19 protein-coding genes are annotated in these 23,074 nt (G+C 71.1%); 11 read left to right on the top strand and 8 right to left on the bottom strand.

The window, feature by feature from the left end:
* The first annotated feature begins 130 nt into the window (after nucleotides 1-130).
* The 3 genes from ACFVW6_RS06625 to ACFVW6_RS06615 all read left to right on the top strand — a co-directional run bounded on the left by ACFVW6_RS06625 (nucleotide 131) and on the right by ACFVW6_RS06615 (nucleotide 5,319).
* The gene (locus ACFVW6_RS06625; protein ID WP_378825446.1) at nucleotides 131-3,814 is read left to right on the top strand and encodes an amino acid adenylation domain-containing protein; all 3,684 of its coding nucleotides are present in this window, start codon (nucleotides 131-133) and stop codon (nucleotides 3,812-3,814) included.
* Between the two features lie 76 nt (nucleotides 3,815-3,890).
* Nucleotides 3,891-4,754, top strand: a complete 864-nt coding sequence (locus ACFVW6_RS06620; protein ID WP_365010327.1) for an oxidoreductase — start codon at nucleotides 3,891-3,893, stop codon at nucleotides 4,752-4,754.
* 94 nt (nucleotides 4,755-4,848) lie between these two features.
* Nucleotides 4,849-5,319, top strand: coding sequence for a carboxymuconolactone decarboxylase family protein (locus tag ACFVW6_RS06615; RefSeq protein ID WP_378825449.1), 471 nt, complete (start codon nucleotides 4,849-4,851; stop codon nucleotides 5,317-5,319).
* Between the two features lie 63 nt (nucleotides 5,320-5,382).
* Here ACFVW6_RS06615 and ACFVW6_RS06610 read toward each other — a convergent pair whose 3' ends face one another.
* Complete coding sequence (locus ACFVW6_RS06610) at nucleotides 5,383-6,201, bottom strand: NAD(P)H-binding protein (protein ID WP_378825451.1); 819 nt, start codon at nucleotides 6,199-6,201, stop codon at nucleotides 5,383-5,385.
* A 315-nt stretch (nucleotides 6,202-6,516) separates the two neighbouring features.
* On the opposite strand from ACFVW6_RS06610, the gene ACFVW6_RS06605 reads away from it, so the two are divergent.
* Nucleotides 6,517-7,605 (top strand): 3-deoxy-7-phosphoheptulonate synthase, encoded by a 1,089-nt coding sequence (locus ACFVW6_RS06605; RefSeq protein ID WP_378825454.1) that lies wholly within the window; start codon nucleotides 6,517-6,519, stop codon nucleotides 7,603-7,605.
* 51 nt (nucleotides 7,606-7,656) lie between these two features.
* Here ACFVW6_RS06605 and ACFVW6_RS06600 read toward each other — a convergent pair whose 3' ends face one another.
* Nucleotides 7,657-8,274, bottom strand: coding sequence for a LysE family translocator (locus tag ACFVW6_RS06600; RefSeq protein ID WP_378825457.1), 618 nt, complete (start codon nucleotides 8,272-8,274; stop codon nucleotides 7,657-7,659).
* Between the two features lie 67 nt (nucleotides 8,275-8,341).
* Between ACFVW6_RS06600 and ACFVW6_RS06595 the strand changes: the two genes are divergently transcribed.
* Together ACFVW6_RS06595 and ACFVW6_RS06590 are read left to right on the top strand one after the other, a co-directional pair.
* On the top strand, nucleotides 8,342-9,334 hold the full coding sequence (locus tag ACFVW6_RS06595; RefSeq protein WP_378825459.1) for an Rpn family recombination-promoting nuclease/putative transposase: 993 nt from the start codon (nucleotides 8,342-8,344) through the stop codon (nucleotides 9,332-9,334).
* Nucleotides 9,335-9,418: 84 nt separating this feature from the next.
* Complete coding sequence (locus tag ACFVW6_RS06590) at nucleotides 9,419-12,664, top strand: ATP-dependent RNA helicase (protein WP_378825461.1); 3,246 nt, start codon at nucleotides 9,419-9,421, stop codon at nucleotides 12,662-12,664.
* Between the two features lie 37 nt (nucleotides 12,665-12,701).
* On the opposite strand, the gene ACFVW6_RS06585 is transcribed toward ACFVW6_RS06590, so the two are convergent.
* Both ACFVW6_RS06585 and ACFVW6_RS06580 read right to left on the bottom strand, forming a co-directional pair.
* Complete coding sequence (locus ACFVW6_RS06585; RefSeq protein WP_378825465.1) at nucleotides 12,702-13,253, bottom strand: SAM-dependent methyltransferase; 552 nt, start codon at nucleotides 13,251-13,253, stop codon at nucleotides 12,702-12,704.
* Between the two features lie 86 nt (nucleotides 13,254-13,339).
* Nucleotides 13,340-13,918 (bottom strand): GNAT family N-acetyltransferase, encoded by a 579-nt coding sequence (locus ACFVW6_RS06580; protein ID WP_378825467.1) that lies wholly within the window; start codon nucleotides 13,916-13,918, stop codon nucleotides 13,340-13,342.
* Nucleotides 13,919-13,985: 67 nt separating this feature from the next.
* Here ACFVW6_RS06580 and sigJ point away from each other — a divergent pair, with 67 nt between their 5' ends.
* Nucleotides 13,986-14,879, top strand: coding sequence for an RNA polymerase sigma factor SigJ (sigJ, locus tag ACFVW6_RS06575; RefSeq protein ID WP_357346358.1), 894 nt, complete (start codon nucleotides 13,986-13,988; stop codon nucleotides 14,877-14,879).
* Nucleotides 14,880-14,927: 48 nt separating this feature from the next.
* Here sigJ and ACFVW6_RS06570 read toward each other — a convergent pair whose 3' ends face one another.
* Nucleotides 14,928-15,056 (bottom strand): hypothetical protein, encoded by a 129-nt coding sequence (locus tag ACFVW6_RS06570; RefSeq protein WP_355271075.1) that lies wholly within the window; start codon nucleotides 15,054-15,056, stop codon nucleotides 14,928-14,930.
* A gap of 261 nt (nucleotides 15,057-15,317) precedes the next feature.
* On the opposite strand from ACFVW6_RS06570, the gene ACFVW6_RS06565 reads away from it, so the two are divergent.
* On the top strand, nucleotides 15,318-16,496 hold the full coding sequence (locus tag ACFVW6_RS06565) for a pyridoxal phosphate-dependent aminotransferase (RefSeq protein ID WP_378825470.1): 1,179 nt from the start codon (nucleotides 15,318-15,320) through the stop codon (nucleotides 16,494-16,496).
* Nucleotides 16,497-16,530: 34 nt separating this feature from the next.
* Here ACFVW6_RS06565 and ACFVW6_RS06560 read toward each other — a convergent pair whose 3' ends face one another.
* Nucleotides 16,531-17,196, bottom strand: a complete 666-nt coding sequence (locus ACFVW6_RS06560; RefSeq protein WP_378825726.1) for a trimeric intracellular cation channel family protein — start codon at nucleotides 17,194-17,196, stop codon at nucleotides 16,531-16,533.
* Nucleotides 17,197-17,323: 127 nt separating this feature from the next.
* Nucleotides 17,324-17,920: a LysE family translocator gene (locus tag ACFVW6_RS06555; RefSeq protein WP_378825728.1), complete on the bottom strand. Its 597-nt coding sequence runs from the start codon at nucleotides 17,918-17,920 to the stop codon at nucleotides 17,324-17,326.
* Nucleotides 17,921-18,252: 332 nt separating this feature from the next.
* Here ACFVW6_RS06555 and ACFVW6_RS06550 point away from each other — a divergent pair, with 332 nt between their 5' ends.
* The 3 genes from ACFVW6_RS06550 to ACFVW6_RS06540 all read left to right on the top strand — a co-directional run bounded on the left by ACFVW6_RS06550 (nucleotide 18,253) and on the right by ACFVW6_RS06540 (nucleotide 22,172).
* On the top strand, nucleotides 18,253-19,920 hold the full coding sequence (locus ACFVW6_RS06550) for a DNA repair helicase XPB (RefSeq protein ID WP_378825472.1): 1,668 nt from the start codon (nucleotides 18,253-18,255) through the stop codon (nucleotides 19,918-19,920).
* A 94-nt stretch (nucleotides 19,921-20,014) separates the two neighbouring features.
* Nucleotides 20,015-20,680, top strand: coding sequence for a DUF3239 domain-containing protein (locus ACFVW6_RS06545; protein ID WP_355271082.1), 666 nt, complete (start codon nucleotides 20,015-20,017; stop codon nucleotides 20,678-20,680).
* 100 nt (nucleotides 20,681-20,780) lie between these two features.
* Entirely contained in the window at nucleotides 20,781-22,172 is a 1,392-nt protein-coding gene (locus ACFVW6_RS06540; protein ID WP_378825476.1) for a M1 family metallopeptidase, read from the top strand.
* A 14-nt stretch (nucleotides 22,173-22,186) separates the two neighbouring features.
* On the opposite strand, the gene ACFVW6_RS06535 is transcribed toward ACFVW6_RS06540, so the two are convergent.
* Nucleotides 22,187-23,044, bottom strand: a complete 858-nt coding sequence (locus ACFVW6_RS06535) for a hypothetical protein (protein ID WP_378825478.1) — start codon at nucleotides 23,042-23,044, stop codon at nucleotides 22,187-22,189.
* Nucleotides 23,045-23,074: the final 30 nt, after the last annotated feature.

The raw sequence follows: 23,074 nt of genomic DNA, 5'->3' as shown, positions 1-23,074 counted from the left end.
GGTGGTTCGGCGCCCGCGTCGCAGGCTACCCTTGCATAGGTTAGGCAACCCTATCTCAATGGAGTAGGCTGCCGCCGAGCAGTACCGAAATCCGTCCGGCCCGGACGGCGAGCAAGGAGTGAACCGGCAGATGGACACAGCACCCGCAGGCGTCGTGATCGACCGCGCCGAGATCCGTGCCGCGATCGCCCGCCAGCTCGAGCTCACGCCCGAAGACGTCGCCGACGCCACCGACCTGATCCAGCTCGGCCTGGACTCGATCCGCACCATGAAGCTCGCCGGTGGCTGGCGCAAGCGCGGCATCGCGGTGAACTTCGCGCTGCTGGCGGCCCATCCGACGGTCGACGCCTGGTACGCCTTACTCAACGGCGCCGATCCCGACGACTTCGGCACGTCCGCAGGCGAATTCGCGATCGTGCCCGACGACGGCACCCCGTTCGCGCTGGCCCCGATGCAGCACGCGTACTGGATCGGCCGGTCCGACGCGCAGGAGCTCGGCGGTGTCGCCGCGCACCTCTACGTCGAATTCGACGGTGCCGATGTCGATCCCGAGCGCCTCGAGCGGGCCGTCGAGCAGCTGCTGGCGCGGCACCCCATGCTGCGCACCCGGTTCCTGCCCGACGGCACCCAGCAGACCCTCGACCGTCCGGGCCGCGCCGTGTACAGCGTCACCGACCTGCGCGAATCCGCCGCCGACGAGGCCGAGCTGCGGCTCGAGGAACTGCGCACCGCGCGCACCCATCAGCGGATGGCGGTGCAGGACGGTCAGGTGATCGATATCGCGCTGACCCGCTTGGCCGACGGCCGCACCCGCCTGCACCTCGATGTCGACATGCTCGCCGCCGACGCGATGAGCTACCGCGTCCTCGTCACCGACCTGGCCCGGCTCTACCACGGCGAGCAGCTGCCGCCCCAGGACTACACCTTCCGGCAGTACCTGGCCGAGCACCCGGCGGGCACCGGTGACGAGCACGCCCGCGACCGCGCCTGGTGGCAGGACCGCCTGTCCGAGCTGCCCGGCTCGCCGGAACTGCCGCAGTCCCAGCACCTCTCGGACCCGAGCCGGACCGTCCGCCTGCACCGCTGGCTGTCCCCGCAGGCCAAGGCCCAGGTGTTCGACGCCGCCCACGCGCGCGGCATCACCCCCGCGATGGCGCTGGCCTCGGTGTTCGCCGAGACCATCGGCGGCTGGTCGGCGCAGCGCCGGTTCCTGCTGAATCTGCCGCTGTTCCACCGGGAACCGGTGCACCCGCAGGTCGACGGCGTCGTCGGTGACTTCACCTCCTCGGTGCTGCTCGAGGTCGACGTCACCGAGCCCGCCACCGTCGCCGACCGGGCCCGCGCCCTCCAGCAGCGGCTGCACGAGGCGGGCGCGCACTCGGCCTATTCCGGCCTGGAAGTGCTGCGTGACCTGGGCCGTCACCGCGGCGAGCCGGTGCTCGCCCCGATCGTCTACACCAGTGCGCTGAACCTGGGCGAGCTGTTCGCCGACACCGTCACCGACACCTTCGGCGAGCCGGTCTGGATCATCTCCCAGGGCCCGCAGGTGCTGCTCGACGCCCAGATCACCGAGGTCCGCGGCGGCCTGCTGCTCAACTGGGACATCCGCGAATCCGCCTTCCCCGCGGGCATGGTCGAGGCCATGTTCGCCCGCTACATCGATGCGATCGAGCGGCTCGGCGGCCAGAGCACCACACTGGATGGTGCCGAGTCGGCATCGGGTGACGTGGGTTCGATCGCCGCAGCCGCACGGGCGGGGACGGCCGACGTCGGCGTTGCGGGCCGAGCGCCGTCGACGGGTGGTGCGGTGAGCGCGACCGAGCCGGTGTCGAGTGTGGACCTCGCGTCCGCTGACGCGGGCAGCCGCGGACGCACCGCGGCGCCGGTCGGCGACGCGGGCTGGCAGGCCGAGGCCGGTGTGCGAATTCCCGTGGAGCAAGCCGCGACTCGTGCTCGCGTCAACGCCACGGTCGGTCCGGTCAGCGGTGGCCTGCTGCACACCGGTTTCTTCGCCAACGCCGCCACCACTCCGTCCGCGCCCGCGGTGCTCTGGGAGCCCGCGGGGCAGCTGACCTACGGCGAACTGGCCGCCGACGCGCTGGCCGTGGCCGGTGCGCTGCGCGAAGCCGGTGTGGCGCCCGGTGATTCGGTCGCCGTCCAGCTGCCGAAGGGGCCGGATCAGGTCGTCGCGGTGCTCGGTGTGCTCGCGGCGGGCGCGGTGTACGTGCCGATCGGCTTCGATCAGCCCGCCGCCCGGCGCGCGGAGATCCTGCGCACCGCCGACGCGGTCGCGGTGCTCACCGTCGGCGGCGCGCTGATCCCCGACGCGCGCGCGATCGATCTGGCCGAGGCTCGCACGCACGCGGAACCGCTGGCGCGCCCCGTCTTCGGTGATCCGGAGAACATCGCCTACGTGCTGTTCACCTCCGGCTCCACCGGCAAGCCCAAGGGTGTCGAGGTCCCGCATCGCGCCGCGATGAACACCATCGACGACCTCAACGAGCGCTTCGGCCTCGGCGCGGACGCTCGGGCGCTGGCCCTGTCTGCGCTGGAGTTCGACCTGTCGGTCTACGACATCTTCGGCCTGCTCGCCGTCGGCGGTGCGGTCGTCGCCGTGGACGACACCCAGCGCGCCGACCCGGCCCGCTGGGTCGACCTCATCCGCCGCCACCGGGTGTCGATGCTCAACTGCGTCCCGAGCCTGCTCGACATGCTGCTCACCGCGGCGGCGGGCGCGGCACTGCCGTCGCTGCGCACGGTGATCCTCGGTGGCGACTGGGTCGACGTGGCCCTGCCCGCGCGCCTGGCCGCCGTCGCGCCGGAGTGCCGGTTCGCCGGTCTCGGCGGCGCCACCGAGACCGCGATCCACTCGACCATCTGCGAGGTCGTCGACGCGCAGGTGCCCGCCGAGTGGAGCGCGGTGCCCTACGGCACTCCGCTGCGCAATGTGCGGTGCCGCGTCGTCGGCCCTGCGGGCAACGACTGCCCCGACTGGGTGACCGGCGAGCTGTGGATCGGTGGGGACGGCGTCGCCGCCGGGTACCGCGCCGATCCGGAGCGCACCGCCGACCGGTTCGTCACCCACGAGGGTGTGCGCTGGTACCGCACCGGTGACCTGGCCCGCTACCTGCCCGACGGCGGCCTGGAATTCCTCGGCCGCGCCGATCACCAGGTCAAGATCCGGGGCTACCGGGTGGAGCTGGGCGAGGTGGAGAGCGCCCTGCGCGCGGTTCCCGGCATCCGGCACGCGGTCGCGGCCGTGGTCGGCGCCGCGGCACCGAAGCTGGTCGCCGCGATCGTGGCGACCCCCGACGCCGCCGTCGACGTCGACGCCGTGCTGGCCGCGACCGCCGAGCTGGTGCCCGCCTACATGGTCCCGACCCGGCTGGAACTGCTCACCGAGCTCCCGCTCACCTCCAACGCCAAGCCGGACCGCAAGGCGGTGCGCGCGGTGCTGGAGCGCAACGAGGCGGCCGTCGAGTTCGTCGCGCCGCGGACCGAGCTGGAGCGCGCGCTCGCCGCGGTGATCGGCGAGGTGCTCGCGACCGAGCGGATCGGCGTCACCGACGACTTCTTCGCCCTCGGCGGCGACTCGGTGCTCGCCACCACCGCCGTCGCTCGCGTCCGCGAGTGGCTCGACGCCCCCGACACCGTGGTCGCCGACCTGTTCACCGCGCGCGATATCGCCGGACTGGCGGCGCGCATGCTCGAGCGTGAAGCCGCCGCGGGCACCACCGGCAGGCTCGACGCGGTCGCCACGATGTACCTCGAGGTCGCCGCGATGACCGACGAGGAGATCCTCGCGCAGCCCTGACGACGAGAGCCGGTGCGAACCACGCACCGGCTCTTGCCGATTCGCGCTTTTCGCAGGTCGCAGTAGACTTTCGCCGGTGAGTAAGTGGACTACCGCGAACCTGCCCGACCAGACCGGCCGCACCATCGTCGTCACCGGAGCCAACAGTGGCCTAGGCGCCGCCACCACGCGCGCGCTCGCCGCCGCGGGCGCCCAGGTGATCCTGGCGTGTCGAGATACGGGCAAGGCGGAGCGGGTCGCGGCGAGTCTGCCGGGCGAGACCGAGGTCCGCGAGCTCGACCTGGCGAACCTGAACTCGGTCCGCGCCTTCGCCGACTCGATCGAGCGGGTCGACGTGCTGATCAACAACGCAGGCGTGATGGCGCTGCCGCTGCGCCGCACCGCCGACGGCTTCGAGATGCAGTTCGGCACCAACCACCTCGGCCACTTCGCGCTCACCAACCTGCTGCTGGACCGGATCACCGATCGCGTGGTCACGGTGTCCAGTGGCGCGCACCGCATCGGCCGGATCGACCTGGACGACCCCAACTGGGAGCGACGCCGCTACGACCGCTGGCTGGCCTACGGCCAGTCCAAGCTGGCCAACCTGATGTTCGCCTACGAACTGCAGCGCCGGCTGGCCGGTGAGGGCGCCGCGGTGGTCTCGGTCGCCGCGCACCCCGGCTACGCCGCCACCGAACTCATGTCGCACACCGAGTCCATCCAGGACGCGGTGATGTGGCTGGGCAACCGCACCCTGGCACAGAGCGCCGAGCAGGGCGCGCTGCCGACGCTGTACGCCGCCACCGCCGACATCGTGCCCGGCGCGTTCTACGGCCCCGACGGCCTGCTCGGCCTGCGTGGCTACCCCGCCCGCTGCGGCAGTACCGCCGCGTCGAAGAATCGCGCGGTCGCGGCCGAGCTGTGGGAGCTCTCCGAGAAGCTCTGCGGCCTGATCTGATTCATGGTGACCGGCATCACATGTGGTGGTGTCACACCCGGGGTGGCTCCCTCGTCGTCTCTGTAGAACCCCGCAGAACGACGAAGGAGTCATCATGGAACCGCGCTTCAACCTCTACGGCAACCCGGTCGCCGCCAGCTTCGCCAAGCGCCTGACCATGGCGAGCAAGGTGATCGACGACTCGACACTGGACAAGGCGACCTACGAACTGGTCAAGCTGCGTGCCTCGCAGATCAACGGCTGCAGCTACTGCACCGACATGCACTTCAAGGACGCCGTGCACGCGGGCGAGTCGACGACGCGGCTGAACCTGGTCGCCGCCTGGCACGAGGCCACCGTCTTCACCGAGGCCGAGCGGGCCGCCCTCGCGCTGACCGAGGAGGCGACCCGCGTCGCCGACGGCGGTCACGTCTCCGACGACACCTGGGAGCGGGTGCGCAAGCACTTCGACGACGACCAGACCGCCGCGCTGATCGCCGCCATCGCGATGATCAACGCCTGGAACCGGATGAACGCCATCGCCCGCACTCCCGCGGGCGACTACGTGCCGGGTCAGTGGGGCTGAGTGCACCGGGCGCTCGGCCCGGTCGGCTGGGCTGAGCGAATCGGCGCCGGGCGCTCGGCGCGGTCAGCTGTCCCAGGCGAACCGGTGTCCGTGTTCGGCCGCCCACTGCGCGAAGGTGCGCGCCGGGCGGCCGAGCACGTTCTCGACCGTCGGATCCACCGTGTGCGACTCCGGGCTCGACTCCGCGTACCAGCCGATCACGTAGTCGGCGTCGGCCTGCGAGACGCCGGTGGCGAGCAGCCGGTCGACGGCCTGCCGGTGGGTGATCCTGGCGAACTCGATCGGCCTGCCCGCCGCCGTGGCCAGGATCGCGATCCGCTCGTGCGTGGTCAGCGGCGCGGGCCCGGTCAGGTTGTAGGCGCGGCCGTGATGGCCGTCCTCCAGCAGCGCGACCGCGGCGACCGCGCCGATATCGGTCTCGTGGACCACCGCGCTCGGGTGGTCGTACGGCTCGCGGACCACGCCGTCGGCCAGGATCGTCTCCCGCCAGGTGAGCGCGTTCGACATGAATTCCTGCGGCTCCAGCCGCGTCCATTCCACGCCGGACTCCGCGACGGCCTGCTCGACCGGCCCGACCCCGCCGCCCCAGAGCACCGTGATGCGGCGTACGCCCGCGTCGACGGCCCGGCCGATCAGCTCCGGTCCGACCTCGGCGAGCCCGGCCGTCGACGTCACATGCAGCCGGTCGACGCCGTGCCAGGCGTCGTCGAGCGTCGACGGCACGGTGTGCGTGCCGGTGATCAGTTCCACCTCCGGACCGAGCAGCGTGCGCGCGGCGGCGGCATCGCGCGTGAGCGCCTTGACCTTCTCCCCGCGGCCGACGAGTTCGCGGACCACCTGGCGGCCGGTATTGCCGGTCGCGCCCGTAACCAGTGTTGTCACAGTCGATTTCCTTTCCTCGGCTACCGACGCTAAAAGCTCGAGCAAGGTAGAGGTCAAGGGCTTTCGGCCGGAACCTTCGGGAGCCCGGAGGTGTGATGGTCCGCACTTCGGGCAACCAGGCCCCGGCCGTCGACGTTTCACCGGTGGTACAGTCCACGGCATGCAGCGCGCATATTTCTGGTTTAGCGAGCCGGCCCTGGGTGGGCCGGTCTGCGACCCTGCGCGCTGACCTCTTCCACCCCGAGCCGGACACTGACCGGCTCGACGGGTTCGCGAAAGTCCGTGGGTCGGCCTCGAAGAATAGGAAACCCACACATGACCACCGCAGCCGATGTCGACTCGCGGCATTCCGATCTCGATGACCAGCGCACCCTCAGCGTGAGCCCGTTGCGCTCGCCCGCCGAGGTCCGCACCGTCCACCCCATCACCGACCAGCTCGCCGACACCGTGCGCGCCGGCCGCAAGGCCACCGTCGACGTGCTCAACGGCGACGACGACCGCCTCATGGTGATCGTCGGCCCGTGCTCGGTGCACGACCCGGCCGCCGCGCTGGACTACGCGCGCAAGCTGGCCGCCAAGGCCGCCGAGCTGAACGACCGGCTGCACGTGGTGATGCGGGTGTACTTCGAGAAGCCGCGCACCACGCTGGGCTGGAAGGGCCTGATCAACGATCCGCACCTGGACGGTTCGTTCGACGTCAACACCGGCCTCGGTATCGGTCGCAAGGTGCTCGTCGACATCACCGCGCTCGGTCTGCCGGTCGCGTGCGAGTTCCTCGACCCGATCACCCCGCAGTACATCGCCGACCTGGTCTCCTACGGCGCGATCGGTGCCCGCACCGCCGCCAGCCAGGTGCACCGGCAGCTGTCCTCGGCGCTGTCCATGCCGGTCGGCATCAAGAACGGCACCGACGGTGACGTGCAGGTCGCCGTCGACGGTGTGCGCGCCGCCGCGGCCAGCCACGTCTTCCCCGGCACCGACCTCGACGGCCGCTCCGCGCTGATCCGCACCACGGGCAACCCGGACTGCCACGTCATCCTGCGCGGTGGCAGCAACGGCACCAACTACGACGCCGCCTCCGTCGCCGAGGCCAAGCTCCGGCTGGAGAAGTCCGCGCTGGCCCAGCGCGTGGTGGTCGACGCCAGCCACGGCAACAGCAACAAGGACCACAACCGCCAGGTCGACGTCGTCACCGACATCGCCGAGCGGCTCGCCGCCGGTGAGCAGGGCGTGGTCGGCGTGATGCTGGAGTCGTTCCTCGTCGCGGGCCGCCAGGACCTGACCCTCGGCAAGGCCGACGAGCTCACCTACGGCCAGTCCATCACCGACGCGTGCATCGACTGGAACGTCACCGCGGCCCAGCTCGACCGCCTCGCCGCCGCCGTCGAATCCCGTCGCGGCTGAGTGTCTTCCGTACCGTGGCCCCGGAGAAATCCGGGGCCACAGTGCTTTCCGCTACTGGTTCTGCACCGCGAGGCGGCCGGCCAGCGCGACGAACGAGGCGCCGAATACCCGGCGCATCCACGTCACCACGACCGGGCGCGCCAGGATGTGCGAGCGCACCGCCGCCGCGGCCGCACCGTAGACGGCGAAGACGACGAACGTCGCCAGCATGAACAGTCCGCTCAGTTCGAGCATGCGCGCCACGGCATTCGGTGCCCCGGTGGGCACGAACTGCGGCAGGAACGCGAAGAAGAAGATCGTCAGCTTCGGGTTCAGCACATTGAGCAGAATCGCCGACCCGATCACCTTCCGCGCCGACGGCGCGGGCCCCGCCCCCGCCTCGGGAACCCCCAGCGCCCCCTTGTCGCGGAACGTACTCCACGCCATGTACAGCAGATACGCGACACCGAGATACTTCAGCGTCTGAAACGCGACCGCGCTGGTGTGCAAGACCGCCGCCAGCCCGGTCACGGCGGCGATCATGTGCGGCACGATGCCGAGCGTGCACCCGAACGCGGCGATCACACTCGCCCGCACCCCACGCGCCAGCCCGGCGGCGAGGGTGAACAGCACCCCGGTCCCCGGCGTAGCGACGATGACGAGCGTGGTCAGAACGAACTCGATGCTCATCTCCCGCAGGGTAACCGCCCGACCCACATCGAGGAAGACCCTTTCCACGCGAGCGTATGGTGTGCCGGTGACCGGGCGCCGAGACAACCCACACGACAGCTTGTTTCGCGGCATCATGGGCGAGCCGGCCTATGCGGCCTCCGAATTGCGTTCGGTGCTACCTGAACCTCTATCGGCCTGGCTGGATTGGTCGACGCTGCGTAAAGGGCCCGCGGACTACGTCACCGAGGAGATGCGGGTTCGGTTCGGTGACTTGCTGTTCGAGGTCGACAGCCGAGATGGTGCGGCGCTGATCTATGTGGCGATGGAGCATCAGAGCAGCAGTGACGAGCTGATGCCGTTTCGGATGCTCGAGTACCTGACGCAGATCTGGGCACGCCATCTGCGCATGACCAAGCCGCGACCGCGACGGCTGCCCGTCATCATTCCGCTGGTTGTGCACATCGGCTCACAGGGAGTCCGATGGTGTCACTCGACGCAGTTCGCCGACCTTTTCCAGCTCCCGCCAGGCGTCGCCGACGTGGTGGGTGACTATCTGCCGCGATTCCGGTTCATGCTCGACGACGTCACCGCGCTCGATGCGGCCGAACTGGCGGAGCGTCCGCTGGTCCCGGAGGTGCGGCTGATGCTGAACGTCATGAAGGCTGCCCCGAACAACTCCGGATTGGACAGCGCACTCGCCCAATGGACCGAGGACCTGGCGGAGGTCGCCGATGGTGCGGACGCTTTTCGGGTACTGAATCTGCTGGTTCGCTACATTATGCTGGTCGGTGAGACCGAAGAGAAGGCGTTGACGCCGCTGTTCGATGGGTTCGGGCCGAAAGCGAAGGAGGCGCTCGTGACTGCTGCTGATCGGCTTCGTGCCGAGGGGGAGTTGCGTGGTGAGGCTCGCGGAGAAGTTCGGGGTGTGGTCAAGGTGCTCCTGAATCAGCTTCAGCTCAAGTTCGGTGCTGTGCCTGCGGCTGTTGTCGAGACGGTTCGTGCTGCTGATCCCGAGGATCTGAATCGGTGGGCTGGGCAGATTCTTACCGCGGACTCGATCGAGGAAACGCTCCGCTGATCTTCGGCGCACCGGCGGGGTCCGGTGGCGGGCTGGTCGGGTGGGTGCTGGACGGGGCGGTGCGGGTCGGCAGACTGGTGGGTGATGAAGCTGCCTGAGTTACCCGAGCTGCCGGTGCGGTCTGCGCTGGGGGAGATCGTCGAGACGCTGGTCGGGCGTGGGGTGGCGGTGCTGGTCGCGCCGCCGGGGACCGGGAAGACGACGCTCGTGCCGTTGGCGTTGGCGGCGGGGACCGAGGGGAAGGTGGTCGTGGCCGAGCCGCGGCGGCTGGCGGCGCGGGCCGCGGCGGCGCGGATGGCGGCGTTGCTCGGGGAGAAGGTGGGGGAGAGCGTCGGGTATTCCGTGCGTGGGGATCGGAAGGTCGGGGCGCGGACGCGGATCGAGGTGGTGACCTCGGGGTTGCTGGTGCGGCGGCTGCAGAGTGATCCCGAGCTGGACGGTGTCGGCACGGTCGTGCTCGACGAATGCCACGAGCGGCACCTGGACGCCGACCTGTTGCTCGCCCTGTTGCTCGACGCCCGATCCGGACTCCGGCCTGACCTGCGGGTGCTCGCCACCTCGGCAACGGTCGCGGCCGGACGCCTCGCGGCATTGCTCGGTGCGGGGGATGCCGTGCCCGAGCCGGTCGCATCATCCGCGACGAGTGAAGTCGCTTTGCTCGACTGTGGCCCGGCGACTTCAGAGGTCTGGACTGGAGACGGCTCCGTGGCAGCGGGGTCCGCGTCCGATGGTGCGGCGACGGTGGTCGCGCCTGCTGGTGGTGCGGCGGCTCCGGAGGGCGCGCCCAACGGTGGCGTGGTGCAGCCGGTGGGCGTGCCCAATGGTGGTGCGGTGCAGCCGGTGGGCGCGCCCAATGGTGGTGCGGTGGTCCCTTCTGTCGCAGCCGAGGACGGCCCGGCGACTCCGGTCGTGGTATCGGGCGATGACTCGGCCCCGCGTGTTCGGCCCGAGGTGGATGCGTCCGACCGTGGTGCGGTGGCCCGGGTGAGCACTGAAGGCGGTGGGGTGGCGCCGGTGATCGAGGTGCGTGGGCGGGCGTATCCGGTGGCGGTCGGTTATGTTCCGGCGCTGGCTCGGGAGCGGGTCGAGGCGCACGTGGCGCGGGTTACTCGGCGGGCGCTGGCCGAGACCGAGGGGGATGTGCTGGTGTTTCTGCCCGGGGTCGGTGAGATCAATCGGACCGCGGGGTTGTTGCGGGATCTCGACGGGGTCGACGTGGTGCCGCTGCACGGGCGGTTGGGCAGCGCGGTGCAGGATGTCGCGTTGCGGCGGGGTGTGCGGCGGCGCGTCGTATTGGCCACGGCCGTAGCTGAATCCAGTCTCACCGTGCCCGGAGTTCGTGCGGTCGTGGACTCCGGTTTGTCGCGGGTGCCCCGCATCGATCATCGGCGTGGCCTGTCCGGCCTTGCAACCGTGCGTGTTTCGGCTGCCGTCGCCGAGCAGCGGGCGGGGCGTGCCGGTCGTGAAGCGCCAGGTCACGCCTGGCGGTGCTGGCCCGAATACGAGCATCAGACCCTGCCCGCCTATCCCGAAGCCGAGATCCGCACCGCCGAACTCACCCGCCTCGCACTGGAATTGGCGTGCTGGGGCACTCCCGACGGCACCGGCCTCGCCTGGTGGGACGCCCCGCCGGAAGGTGGCCTCGCCGCGGGCCGCGCGGTCCTGCACGCGCTCGGCGCCCTCGACGACGCCGACCGCATCACCGACCGCGGCCGCGCCATGGCCGCCCTCGGCCTGCATCCCCGCCTCGCCCGCGCCCTCCTCGACGGTGCCGCCCACGTCGGCGCCCGCGCGGCCGCCGAGATGGTGGTCCTGATGGACGATGATTCCCTCGCCTCCGGCGTCGACGCGACAGCCGCCCTGCGCACCCTGCGCACCGAGCGACCGCCCCGCTGGACCAGAGAGGTCCAACGACTCGTCCGGCTGATCGGCGCACGCGACCTGAGCGCCGGCGCCGACGAGAACCGCGAGTCGGCCACCGATGGCTCGCTCACAGCTGGCCGTGGGCGCCGCGGAGCGGCAACAGCTGGTGGCGGCATAGGAACTGAAGCCGCCGGCGGTGGGAACGCTGGGGCGGCCGCCGCCTCGCGGACAGGCAGCCGTGCAGGCAGCGAGGCGGGTGCAGGCGGGTCGATACGTGGCGGAGCGGTCACCGCTGGAGGCGGCGCAGGCGTTGATGCCGCCGGTGGTGGGAACGATGAGTCGGGCACCTCTGGGCATGGCGGAGCGGTCACCGCTGGGGGCGGCGCAGGCGTTGATGCCGCCAGCGGTGGGAACGCTGGGTCGGGCGCCACTGGTCATGGCGGAGTCCAGGACTCGGGCGAGGAGCGGCGTGGGGTCGGGAGTTCGGGGTCGGCGGCGGAATCCGCGGCGCTGCTCATCGCGTTGGCGCATCCGGAGCGGTTGGCTCGGCGGCGGGCGAACGGGGCCTCGTATCTGATGGCGGGTGGGACGGCGGTGACCTTGCCGCCGGGGTCCGGGCTCGCGGCGGCGGAGTGGCTCGCGGTGGCGGTGGCGGATCGGGATCCGGGGCGGGCCGAGGGGCGGATTCGGTTGGCGGCCATCGCCGATGAGGATCTCGCGCGGGCGGCGGCGCCGGGGCTGGTGACACGGGCCGACGAGGTGCGCTGGGAGTCGGGTGATGTGGTCGCCCGGCGGGTGGAGCGGCTCGGGGCGATCGTGCTGTCGGAAAAGGCGCTGCGCGAACCGGATTCACGGTTTTTGGCGGAGGCGGTTCGCGCGGGTCTGCGTTCGGAAGGGCTCGGGCTCCTGCGCTGGGACGAGGACGCGCGTGGTCTGCGGCAGCGCCTCGACTTCCTGCACCGCACCCTCGGCGAGCCCTGGCCCGCCGTCGACGACGACACGCTCCTCGCCGACCTCGATCTGTGGCTCGGCCCCGAACTCGCGACGGCCCGTCGCCGATCCGACCTGGCCCGTATCGACGCGGGCACCGCGCTGCGCCGACTCCTCCCGTGGCCCGAGGCGGCCCGCCTCGACGAGCTGGCGCCCGAACGCCTGGAGGTCCCCTCCGGCAGCCGCATCCGCCTCGACTACAGCGCCGACCCGCCGGTCCTCGCGGTGAAGGTCCAGGAGATCTTCGGCTGGACCCAGCCGCCCACGCTCGCCGGTGGCCGCGTACCGATCGTCCTCCACCTGCTGTCCCCGGCGCAGCGCCCGGTCGCCGTCACCGCCGACCTCCCGTCCTTCTGGCAGAACGGCTGGCCCCAGGTCCGCGCCGACCTCCGCGGCCGCTACCCCAAACACGCCTGGCCCGAAGACCCCACCACCGTCACCGCCCACCGAGGCACCGCCCGCAACGCCAACCGCTGACCCCGCCACCGCCCGAAGGCGCCGGTGAACCGACGCACTACGGCCGGGCAGGGACAGCGTGGGCGGCGAGGAGATCGCCGGAAGTCGTTATGTCGCAGTGAAATCCGGCAGCGGTCAGGCGGGTGGTGAGTTGGTCGGTGGTGGGTTTGGGGCTGGTCGAAGGGCTGGTGGGGCTGCCGTAGCCGTAGCCGTAGCAGAGCCATAGGCGGCCGGTGGGGGACAGGCACTCTCGGATCATCGACCATGCTGGTGTCGCCGGGCCGGTCCAGAACAGGTTGACGTTGACCGCGAACACCAGGTCGAATCGTTCGTTCCCGTCGAGCTGGGCCAGCACCGCATGCGTCGAATCGGGGCCGACCGCTCCCTCGACCAACCGCACCCTGCCGTCCGCGATCTCGGCGGCGCACCGGTCCGCTGCCCGGCCGATCGCGGTGGCCGATCGATCGAGACCGACGATCCGTCCGCCCCGCAGCCGCTTCGCGATCCGCACCAGCGAGGCGCCCGATCCCGGGCCGAGTTCGAGCACACGATCATCGGCCCGCACACCCATGGTGTCGGCGAACCACTCGAACCGCGCGTCGTCAGGCATCGGTGCTCCTCGGTGTGGGCGTGCCCGTTCACACATGCTGACACGGCTGTCCAGGTCGTTGGCCTGGTCCGCCCGGGCGGTACAGCTCAGCGCGGCGCGATGTCGGCGGGCCACCCTTCGGCGAAGACACCGGGATCGGACGCGAGGCGCGCCGCGTGCCATTCGTCCACCCGGGTGCCCCGCTGGATGCCACCCTGCCGGGCCAGCCCCTCGTAGTGGAACCCGACCCGGCGGACGGCGGCGGCCGAGGGGTGGTTGCCGACCATGGCGCGCCAGGTGATCCTGGCGAGGGCGAGGCCATCGGGGTCGAAGGCGAAGTCGCAGGCCAGGGTGATGGCGCGGGTCATCAGGCCCTTGCCGCGGTGGCCCTCGGTGAGCCAGAAGCCGATCTCGCAGACGCCCGGCCCGCGGGTGTGCAGGCCGAGCATGCCTTCGACGGGGCCGTCCGGCGCGGTGCGGATGGCCCAGACCGCGGCATTGCCCGCCCAGGTGGGGGCGACGACCTTGTCGAGGAATTCCTCGGCGTCGGAGCGCGTGTACGGGACGGGGATCGTCGTCCAGTGGCCCACCTCGGGGTCCTGGCAGCATTCGACGATGCGGTCGATGTCGGCACCGGTGGGGCGGGTGAGCCAGACGGTGCCGTCGGTGAGCGTGTGCTCGTACATCGAGCCATCTTGACAGGTCGGCGCCCGGTTTCTCAGCTGGTTTTCGCCGACCGTAGGATCAGCGGCGATGGTTTCCCCGTTACTCGCCGACCTGTTCGAATCGCATCGAGCGCATCTGCTTTCGGTCGCCTACCGACTCACCGGAAGTGTCGGTGACGCCGAGGACGCCGTGCAGGAGAGCTGGCTGCGGATGGCGGGCGTGCACCAGTCCGAGATCGACGACCTGCGCGCCTGGTTGACGACCGTGGTCAGCCGGATCTGCCTGGACCACCTGCGCAGCGCGGCGGTCCGCCGGGAAACCTATGTGGGGCAGTGGCTTCCGGAGCCGATCGTCACCACCCCGAGCCGCACCCCCGACCCGCTGGACGTGGTGGTCCGCCATCAGGACAGCCGGCTGGCGGCGCTGGTGGTGCTCGACGCGCTGACCCCGCAGCAGCGGGTGGCGCTGGTGCTGCACGACAGCCTGGACGTGCCGTTCGACGAGATCGCCGACATCCTCGGCGTGTCGGCCGACGCCGCGCGGCAGTTGGCGGTGCGTGCCCGCAAGGCGGCGGCGAAGGCGCCGGAGCCGGTCGCCGACGACGTGCACGACGCGGCGGTGCGGCGGTTCCTGGCGGCGCTGGCCACCGGCGACGTCACCGCGGTGGCGGCGACGCTGCATCCGGACGCGACCTTCGTCGCCGACGCGGGCGGCACCACCAAGACTGCACTGAATGTCGTTGCGGGAGCGGAGAAGATCGCGCGCCTGGCGCTCGGCCTGTGGCGCAAGCAGCAGGAAGAGCTCGGTCTGGAGCTGGGTTCGGCGACGGTGAACGGGCAATCGGGCCTCGTTGTCACCGATCCGAACTCGCCGTTCGGGCGGCCGGTGCGGGTGCTCGGCTTCGCGGTGCGCGAGGGAAGAATCTGGGCTGCTTACGATTTCGCCAATGTGGCGAAGCTGTCGGGTGCGCGGCTGCGCTGACCTGGCATCGGACCGGACCCGCGCGATCCGGTCCGATGCGCCGGGTGTCTACGGGTAGGTCGACCCCCACTGGTGGTTTCCGGTGGACGAACCGAGGTTCGTGTCGCCGGTGGAGGAACCCATGTTGTTGTCCGGGGTCGCCGAGCCGGTGAAGTAGTCGACGATGGGGCTGCCCATCAGATGATCGTGGATGAACCGCAGAGCCGAACCGGCAACCTCCGACGCAGCCGGGCCGACAATGAAATCGAGCAAGGGTGAGGCCATAGGGAGCCCCTTTCGATATGCCACCACGCTGTGGTGTGTGAGGTAGAACACGGCGAGGCTAGCTCAGCCTGGGTGATCGCACAATAGTGCAGGTCAACCCCGCAAAACGTTTGTGAAACATGCGTGTTCGCTATCGGACGGCAACGGTCGGGAAAAGTGGGATACGCTGCGGAGATGTCGTCTGCGCCGCCCACCGTCTCCCGTTTGCGCCCGTTCGGATCGACCATCTTCGCCGAGATGACCGAACTGGCGATCCGCCATGACGCGGTGAATCTGGGGCAGGGGTTCCCGGATACCGACGGGCCCGCCGGCATGCTCGAGGTCGCCAAGGCCGCGATCTCCGACGGCCTGAACCAGTACCCGCCGGGCCGCGGCATGCCGGTGCTGCGCCAGGCGATCGCCGACGACCGCGCCCGCCGCTACGGCACGGCGTACGACCCGGCCACCGAGGTGCTGGTGACCGTCGGCGCCACCGAGGCGATCAGCGCCGCCGTGCTCGGGCTGGTCGAGCCGGGCCAGGAGGTGGCGCTGATCGAGCCGTACTACGACTCCTACGCCGCCGCCGTCGCGCTGGCGGGCGCGCAGCGGCGCACCGCGCGCCTGGTCGCCGACGGCGATCGGTTCGTCCTCGACCTGGACAGCCTGCGCGCCGCGATCACCCCGAAAACCCGGATGCTGGTGATCAACTCGCCGCACAACCCCACCGGCGCGGTGCTCGACCGCGCCGACCTCACCGCCATCGCGGAACTGGCGCGCGAGCACGATCTGCTGGTGCTGGCCGACGAGGTGTACGAGCACCTGGTCTACGACGGCGCCGAGCACATCAGCATCTCCACGCTGCCCGGCATGCGCGAGCGCACGATCGTGGTGTCGAGCGCGGCCAAGACGTTCAATGTCACCGGCTGGAAGATCGGCTGGGTGTGCGCGCCCGCGCCGCTGCTCGACGGCGTCCTGGCGGCCAAGCAGTTCCTCACCTTCGTCGGCGGCGGACCGTTCCAGCCCGCGATCGCGCACGCGATCAACGCCGAGATCGACTGGGTGCACGCCCTGCGCGACAGCCTGTCCGACAAGCGCCTGCGCCTCTCGGCCGCGCTGCGCGACACCGGGTTCGGCGTGGCGGCCAGCTCCGGCGGCTACTTCGTCTGCGCGGACATCCGCCCGCTCGGCGCCGAGGACGGTATGGCGTTCTGCCGCGAACTGCCCGCGCGGCTCGGTGTGGCCGCGGTGCCGGTGAGCGTGTTCGCCGACCACGCCGACGACTGGAAACACCTGGTGCGCTTCACCTTCAGCAAGCGCGACGAGACCATCGACGAGGGTGTGCGCCGCCTGCGGGCCGGGATGGCGGTGCGCTGAGGGGGTGTTCCGGCTGTCGCCTGCCGGTGCGTCCTCAGTCGCGGGCGTGCCGGGCCGTCGGCGCGTGCCACTGGTAGTGGCGGGCCAGCAGGCGGAAGCCGATGGCGCCGAGCGCGGCGAGCAAGCCGGTCCACGTCCGGTACAGGTCGAAGTGCAGCAGGGTGGCGGTGGCGGCCGCGCCGAACAGGGCCGGGATCGCGTACAGGTCCTGGTCGGGGCGGAGCACGAACGGGACCTCGCCGCTGAGCACATCGCGCAGGACGCCGCCGCCGATGGCGGTCGTCATGCCGAGCAGCGCGGCGGTGGGGGCGCCGACGCCCGCCGAGTACGCGATGACCGTGCCGGTGACGCAGAACAGGCCGAGCCCGATCGCGTCGGCGACCTCGAGCGGTCCCTTGGTGAGCCGGCGCGATGGCGCGATGAAGTACAGGACGAGCGCGGTCACCAGGGACGCGGACAGGTAGGTCAGGTCGGTGAACGCGCCCGGCGGCGTGCGCCCGATCAGCAGGTCGCGCACGATGCCGCCGCCCAGCGCGGTCGCGGTGGCCAGGATCGCCATGCCGAACAGGTCGAGCCGCTTGCGCACGGCGACCAGCGCGCCCGACGCCGCGAACGAGATGACGCCCATCAGCTCGCCGCCGCGATGCACGGCGGTCAGCGCCGAGTCCAGCTCCGTCGCCGACGGCCCGGCCACGACCATCGCCACCAGCAACCCACCACTCACCGCTCACTCCTTCTCGCCCGGATCACTCAGCAGCGTGACATGGCGGTGAGGGTGGCAGCCGACCAGGCCGCGCATGTCGCGCGTCCGTGTCGAGTGGCGCGGGTCAGGCCGGGGCCGGGCGGGCGCGGTCGGTGGCGAGCATGATCGCGATCCCGCCGAGCGCGGTCCCCATCAGATACCGCTGGGTGCGCAGCCAGAGCGGGCGCGCGGTGAGGAAGCCGGCCAGGCCGGCCGCGCCGAGCACGATCAGCGCGTTGACGGTGAGGGCGACGGTGATCTGGATCGCACCCAGCGACAGGCTCTGCAACCACAGCGCGCCGCGTGCGGGGTCGACGAACTGCGGGATCAGCGCCATGTACATGATCGCGATCTTGGGATTGAGCAGGTTCGTGACGAAGCCCATGGTGAACAGGCGCCGGGCGGGATCGACGGGCAGGTCGACCGGTGCGAAGACCGACACCCCACCCGGACGCACCGCCTGCCAGGCCAGCCAGAGCAGATAGCAGGCGCCGGCGAGCTTGAGCCCCAGGTAGAGGCCGGGAACCACGGCGAACACCGCGGTGATCCCGGCGGCCGCGGCCAGCAGATACACCGCGAACCCGGCGGCGACCCCGGCCAGCGAGATCAGCCCGGCGCGGCGTCCCTGCGCCACCGTCCGGGACACCAGATACATCATGTTCGGCCCCGGCGTGAGCACCATGCCGAGCGCTGCCGCACCAACCCCGAGAACCGCCGTCGTCTGAAGCACGCATCGAGTCTGACCTGGTCAGTGCGGCCTTGTCGCGGTCCAGTCGACACCTGCTGGACCGCACACCCACCGCTTCACCCCGAGTCGTGTCGGCCCGGGTCCGTACAATCGACAAAGGCTGCCGAAGCGATCCACCCCGGCGGCGCCAACGTAGAAACACCCCGGCCGAACGCACCCCGCACAGGGCGAGCTCGACGAGCCCGTTCGGGGCCGCCCCTCGATCGAGCGCTCGATCGAGGGGTCACGAGGCCCCGAACCCGCGGCCCCGGCCGCTAAGGAACACTGTGACCGACGGTCCGCTGATCGTGCAGAGCGACAAGACCCTGCTGCTCGAGGTCGACCACGAGCTGGCAGGCAACGCGCGACAGGCCATCGCGCCGTTCGCGGAGCTCGAGCGCGCGCCCGAACACGTGCACACCTACCGGATCACGCCGCTGGCGTTGTGGAACGCCCGCGCGGCCGGACACGACGCCGAGCAGGTCGTCGACGCGCTGGTGAACTTCTCGCGCTACGCGGTGCCGCAGCCGCTGCTGGTCGACATCGTCGACACCATGGGCCGCTACGGCAGGCTGCAGCTGGTCAAGCATCCGGCGCACGGGCTGTGCCTGGTGAGCCTGGACCGCGCGGTGCTCGAGGAAGTGCTGCGGCACAAGAAGATCGCCCCCATGCTCGGTGCCAGGATCGACGACGACACGGTGATCGTGCACCCGTCCGAGCGCGGCCACATCAAGCAGATGCTGCTCAAGATCGGCTGGCCCGCCGAGGATCTGGCCGGCTACGTCGACGGCGAGGCGCACGACATCGGCCTGGACTACACCGAGGGCAAGTGGCACCTGCGCGACTACCAGGAGATGGCCGCCGACTCGTTCTGGGCGGGCGGCTCCGGCGTGGTCGTGCTGCCGTGTGGCGCCGGCAAGACGATGGTCGGCGCCGCGGCCATGGCCAAGGCCAAGGCGACCACGTTGATCCTGGTCACCAATACTGTCGCGGGCAGGCAGTGGCGGCGCGAGCTGCTGGCGCGGACCACGCTGACCGAGGACGAGATCGGCGAGTACTCCGGCGAGCGCAAGGAGATCCGCCCGGTCACCATCGCCACGTACCAGGTGATCACCCGCAAGACCAAGGGCGAGTACAAGCACCTGGAGCTGTTCGACAGCCGCGACTGGGGCCTGGTGATCTACGACGAGGTGCACCTGCTGCCCGCGCCGGTGTTCCGGATGACCGCCGATCTGCAGTCCCGGCGCAGGCTCGGCCTGACCGCCACGCTGGTGCGCGAGGACGGCCGCGAGGGCGACGTCTTCTCGCTGATCGGACCGAAGCGCTACGACGCGCCGTGGAAGGACATCGAGGCGCAGGGCTGGATCGCGCCCGCCGACTGCGTCGAGGTGCGGGTGACGCTCACCGACGCCGAGCGGATGGCCTACGCCACCGCCGAGCCGGAGGAGCGCTACAAGCTGTGCTCCACCGCGCGCACCAAGATCCCGGTGGTGGAGTCGATCCTGGCCAGGCACTCCGGCGCGCCGACGCTGGTGATCGGCGCGTACCTGGACCAGCTCGAGGAACTGGGCGTCGACCTGAACGCGCCGGTGATCACCGGCGCCACCAAGAACAAGGAGCGCGAGGCGCTCTTCGACGCGTTCCGGTCCGGCGAGGTGCCGGTGCTGGTGGTGAGCAAGGTCGCGAACTTCTCCATCGATCTGCCGGAAGCCTCGGTGGCGGTGCAGGTTTCGGGCACCTTCGGCTCCCGGCAGGAGGAGGCGCAGCGCCTCGGCCGACTACTGCGGCCGAAACAGGATGGGGGACAGGCGCATTTCTATTCGGTGGTCGCCCGCGACACCCTCGACGCCGAGTACGCCGCGCACCGGCAGCGCTTCCTCGCCGAGCAGGGCTACGCCTACCGCATCACCGACGCCGACGATCTGCTCGGACCGCCGATCGGTGACGGCGCGTAGCAACGAACGGCCGGTCGGAACGCGGTACCGTGCGGTGAAGTCCTCGGCAGATAAGTGGAGGCAACTCCTCCGCAACTTGTGCTAGGAAGGAACCGTGCGCCGCTTCGAATTCGTGGTCGACCGTGAGCACGCTCATGCGGTCAACGAGACGTTCACCGGGTTACGCAGGTTGCGGGTGGTCGCCCTGCTGGTGGCCGGGCTGGCCGTCGCGGCGACGGCCGCGCTGCTGTGGAGCGGGCAGGCCTGGGGGTATCTGCTCGCCGTCGTGTGCGTACTGGTCGCGGCGATCGCGCTGTGGGTCGCGCTGTGGACGCCGCATCGCTCCAGTATCGAAAAGCTCTACCAGGACGGCGCTTTGGTGCCCGCCGTGGTCACCGAGGCCGAGGACTCCGGCATCGTGCTGCTCGCCCTCGTCGACATCGCCGAGCCCGCCGCGCCGACGCGCAGCTGGGCGCTGATCACCCGCAAGGTGCGCGCGCTGCCCGGACATCTGCCCGAGCCGGGGGAGCGGGTGCCCGCCGTCGCGGTCCGCACCGATCGCGCGCCCCGGCAGGTCGGTGAACGGTGGCAGCTGGTCACGGCCATGCCGATCGCCTGGGGCACCCGTGATCGGCTGGTCATCGAGCGGGCCCGCGCCGCCATCACCGAGCGGGAATGGCGGCTGCTCGCCGAGAACCTGGCGCTGGCCGCGCGGGTGAAGCGGACCGCGACCAAGCGCCTGCTGCTCGACCCGCAGCAGCTGCCCGGCGACCTGGGCTGAGCGCGCGGGCGACGGATATTAGGACCTGCGCGGCGCGGCTGGAACGATGGAAGGTGTCCGCGAGATCCGAGCCAGAGCAGGCGAAAGGTGTCAGTCGACGATGCGATGGTCGGCCGGAGTGTGCGCGGTGCTCGCCCTGCTGGCGCTGGGTGTGCGCCCGATCGGCGCCGACCCCGGCCTGATCGGGGCGCCGGGGCTCGGCGATCCCTACTACCCGCTCGACGGCAACGGCGGCTACGACGTCGCCCACTACGACCTGGCGGTCGACTACGACCCGGCCACCTATGTCCTGCGCGGCACCGCGACCATCGACGCCAGGGCGACCCAGCCGCTGGCCCGGTTCGACCTCGACTACCGCGGTCCCGAGGTGCTGATGGTGACGATCAACGGCCAGCCCGCGGGCTGGACCCGCGAGGAGGACCAGGAACTGGTCGTCACGCCGCTGCTGCCGCTGCCCGCCGGGCTGCCGATGCGCGTCGTCGTCGACTACGCGGGCCCGACCGCCGACACCGAGGGCGAGGGCTGGACCTACGCGCCCAGCGGCGGCGCGTTCGCCGTCGGCCAGCCGCACAGCGCGAGCACCTGGTACCCGCTCAACGACACCCCGCTGGACAAGGCGACCTTCACGCTGCACGCCTCGGTGCCCGAGGGGTGGGAGGTGATGTCGACCGGTGACCGCACCCGGCACGAGGTGCGCGACGGCCGCCTGCACACCACCTGGGAGACCAGGCAACCCGTGATCGGGTACCTGACCACGATCGCCGTCGACCACTTCACCTTCCTCGAACAGCGCACGTCCGACGGCACACCCGTGCTCAGCGCCTTCGCGCCGGAGTCGGAGAGCAACCGCGACGACGAGCAGCGGCTGCCGGAGATCCTCGCCTTCCTCGAAAACCTGTACGGCCCCTACCCGTTCGATGTCGCGGGTGGCATCTACGTCGACGCCGAGCTCCCGTTCTCGCTGGAGACCCAGACCCGCCCCACCTACGCGCCGTGGACCGACCTGAACACGGTCGTGCACGAACTGGCGCATCAATGGTGGGGCGACACGATGTCGGTGCGGCAGTGGTCCGACATCTGCCTCAACGAGTGCTTCGCCAGCTACACCGCCGACTACCTGTGGCCGGAGCGGATCGATGGCGCCGACGTCGACACCAAGTACCGCGAGAAGATCGCGAAATACCGTGACGATCCGGAGTTCTGGGAGGTCGCGCTGGCGAGCCCCGGCGCGGGCAACGAGTTCACCTCGGTCTACTACCGCGGCCCGCTGTTCCTGCACGCGCTGCGCAAGCTGCTCGGCGAGGACGTGTTCTTCACCGCCGTCCACGATTTCGTGAACGCGCGCCGCGACGGCCACGGCTCGATGCCGGAGTTCCGGGAGTTCCTCCAGAGCCGGACCTCCTTGCCGCTCGGTGAGTTCCTGGCCGAATGGCTGGACGCGACCACGCCGCCGCGCGAGGCGTTCCTCTATCCGGGCACGTTGGGCCGCTGACCCACCCCGCGCGGTCAGTCCTCGTCCACGCGGGCGCGCGCCCGCTCAGCCCAGCGCTGCATCCGCTCGAACTGGCTACGCGCCGAGGTCAATTCGCCCCGGGCGCGATGGTCGGCGGTGCGGGCGAAATGGCGTTGCTGCTCGGCGTGCTCGAGTGCGGCGCGCAACTCGTCGATGCGGGACTCGACCTCGTCGAGCGCGGTCTTCGCCTGGGCGGCGGCGGCTTCGGCCTCGTCGCGCGCGGAACGGGCGGTCGCCAGCGCGGATTCGGCGTCGTCGAGTTCCCGCGCGGCCTCGGCGCGGCGGACCGCCTCGGCGTCGGCGGGTGACTTCCCGGCCTTGCGGGGCGCGCGCTTCGCCGGGGTGGCGGCCTTGCCGCCGGTGATCGCGACCAACCCGGCCGGGCCGAAGCCGTCGTAGGTGATGGTGGTCGGCAGCAAGCCGGCGCGGACCTGGTCGGCGACGCCGGGATCGGCCAGCGCGGCGGTCAGGGTCTGGCCGACCTCGCGCAGCACCTGGTCGCTCGCCGGGCGGTCGTGCTCGGCGGCCAGTTCACCCGCCCGCTTGGTCATGGCGTTGACCACCTGCTGGCGCTGGGTGCCCAGGGCGCGCAGCTTGTCGCCGGAGAGCTGGCGCTGGGCCGCGCGCAGGGCCTCGCCGAGGTCGAGCAGGGCCGCGATCTCCTGCGGCGCGTGCCGGGCCAGCAGGTTGACCGTCCACGCGGCGACCGTCGGTTTGCGCAGCGCGGTGATGGCCGCGGCGAGCTCGCGGTCGCCGTCGGCACGGGCCTGGGCAGCCCGCTCGGTGCGGGTCGGCACGAAGTCGCCGGGGTCCAGGCCGTACAGCTCGCCTGCGACATCGTCGAGGGTCATCTTTGTGATGGTAGCCAGGGTTCGACGGGG

The organism is Nocardia sp. NPDC058244 (assembly GCF_042882065.1).
Classification (GTDB): domain Bacteria; phylum Actinomycetota; class Actinomycetes; order Mycobacteriales; family Mycobacteriaceae; genus Nocardia.
Note: the sequence above shows the minus strand (reverse complement) of the source record. Positions and strands in the feature narration are given on the sequence as shown.